A 2,202-nucleotide genomic window follows, 5' to 3' on the forward strand; every position below is an offset into this window, starting at 1 on the left:
CGTCCACACGCTGCCGCCGAGGCCGAAGCGGGTGTCATTGGCCACGCGCAGCGCTTCGGATTCATCCTTGACCCGGATGACCGCAGCGACCGGCCCGAACAGTTCTTCGTCATAGGCGGGCATGCCCGGCCCCACCTGGTCGAGCACGCTGGCCGGGTAGCCCGCATGCGAACCGGCGATCGGTTCGCCGCCGATCAGCACCCGCGCGCCTTTGGCGACGCTGGCCTGCACCTGCTTGTGCAGTTCGTCGCGCAGATCGGCACGGGCCATCGGCGCCAGCGTGGTGCCGCGCTCGTTCGGGTCGCCGTACTGACGCTCGCCTGCGGCTTCGACGAAGCGCCGGGTGAATTCATCGGCCACCGCTTCAACCACGATGAAGCGCTTGGCGGCAATGCAGGTCTGGCCACTGTTGTCGAAGCGCGACTTCACCGCGGCGGCAACCGCCTTGTCCAGGTCGGCATCATCGAGCACCACGAAGGCGTCGCTGCCGCCCAGCTCCATCACCGACTTCTTCAACTGGCTGCCAGCATTGGACGCGATGGAGCGCCCTGCCCGCTCGCTGCCGGTCAGGGTGACTGCCTTCACCCGTGCATCGCGCAGTACGTCGGCAGCCTGGTCGTTGTCGATGTGCAGCACGTCGAACACACCGTCCGGCAGGCCACCATCGCGGCACACCGCCAGGATCAGGTCGGCGCACTGCGGCACGTTGCTGGCGTGCTTGAGCAGCGCCACGTTGCCGGCCATGAACGCCGGGGCCAGGAAGCGGAACACCTGCCAGATCGGGAAATTCCACGGCATCACCGCGAACACGCAGCCGATCGGTTCATAGCGCACGTAGCTGCGCTGGGCCTCGGTGTCGATCAGCTGCGGCTTCAGATAGTCGGCGGCATGGTCGGCATAGAACTCACAGGTGGTCGCGCACTTTTCCACTTCGGCCAGGGCCTCGGCCTTCAGCTTGCCCATCTCGCTGGTCATGGCCTGCTGCAGGTCATCGCGGCGCGAGCGCAGCTGGCCGGCAATCTGCTTGAGGATCGCCCCGCGATCCTGCAGCGAGCGCTCGGCCCAGCGTGGGAACGCCTCGGCTGCGGCCTGCAGGCGCTGCTCGATGGCAGCGGCATCCATCAGCTCATGGCGGTAGGTCACCTGGCCGGTGGCCGGGTTGATGATCTCGACGGTCATGGGGGGTCTCCATCAGGTAGACCCCCATTGTGCGCCGGCCGCCGTGAGCCGGATGTTGCCGGCTCAGCCGTTGTCCTGGCGGGCCAGCTGCAGGTCGCGCTGGCGTCGCTTCTCCGCACGCGCATTGATGTACCAGCCGATCACCGCAGCGATGGACACTGCCGACACCAGCAGCGTGGCGAGCGCATTGATCTTCGGGCTGATGCCCATGCGTACCGAGGCGAACACCTTCATCGGCAGCGTGGTCGAGCCCGGCGTGGCAACGAAGCTGGCCACCACCACGTCATCCAGCGACAGGGTGAACGCCAGCAGCCAACCGGCCACCAGCGCCGGGGCGATGATCGGCAGAGTGATGCGGGTGAACACGGTCAGCCGGCTCGCGCCGAGATCCATCGCCGCTTCTTCCAGCGACAGGTCCATCTCCTGCAGGCGCGAGGACACCACCACGGTGACGAAGCACAGGGTGAAGGTGACGTGGGCGATCCAGATGGTGGCCAGGCCGCGCGCCGGGAAGCCCGGTATCGCGCCCATCGAGGCCAGCAGCGCCATCAGCGAGAAGCCGAGGATCACGTCCGGCATCACCAGCGGCGCGGTCACCAGCGCACCGAAGAACGGCTTGCCGCGGAAACGCTTGAAGCGGGTCATCACCATCGCCGCCAGCGTGCCGAGCACGGTGGCGGTACAGGCGGTCCAGAACGCGACCACCAGGCTGGTCCACATCGCATCCATCAGCGCGCGGTCGGCAAACAGGTCGCTGTAGGCACGGGTGGAGAACCCGGCCCAGACCATGGCCAACCGCGAGCTGTTGAACGAATAGAACATCAACAGCAGGATCGGCAGGTACAGGAAAGCGAAGCCGAGCAGCAGCACGCCCAGGCCCAGGCCCTTGGCAGAACGCGGGCTCATGCCTGCTTCCCTTCCAGCAACCGCTGCTGGGATCGGTTGAACAGCAGGATCGGCACCAGCAGCAACAGGATCATCGCCGCCGCCATTGCCGAGGCACCGGGCCAGTTGCGGTTGTTG

2 protein-coding genes and 1 pseudogene are annotated in these 2,202 nt (G+C 66.8%); all 3 read right to left on the reverse strand.

Annotated features, from left to right (window positions below):
* Positions 1 to 1,179, reverse strand: a 1,179-nt coding sequence (locus AC1VAN_RS19405; protein ID WP_480986499.1) for an NAD-dependent succinate-semialdehyde dehydrogenase, incomplete at its 3' end; no start/stop codon positions are given.
* A 63-nt stretch (positions 1,180 to 1,242) separates the two neighbouring features.
* On the reverse strand, positions 1,243 to 2,085 hold the full coding sequence (locus AC1VAN_RS19410) for an ABC transporter permease subunit (protein ID WP_025875316.1): 843 nt from the start codon (positions 2,083 to 2,085) through the stop codon (positions 1,243 to 1,245).
* Positions 2,082 to 2,202, reverse strand: a pseudogene (locus tag AC1VAN_RS19415) (putrescine ABC transporter permease PotH); the annotation flags it as partial. The pseudogene AC1VAN_RS19415 and the gene AC1VAN_RS19410, both read right to left, overlap by 4 nt.

It is taken from the genome of Stenotrophomonas sp. 05L44_2 (assembly GCF_056665995.1).

Coding starts and splice junctions, on each gene's coding strand:
- AC1VAN_RS19410 (WP_025875316.1), bottom strand. CDS start 2,085: ATGAGCCCGCGTTCTGCCAAGGGCCTGGGCCTGGGCGTGCTGCTGCTC.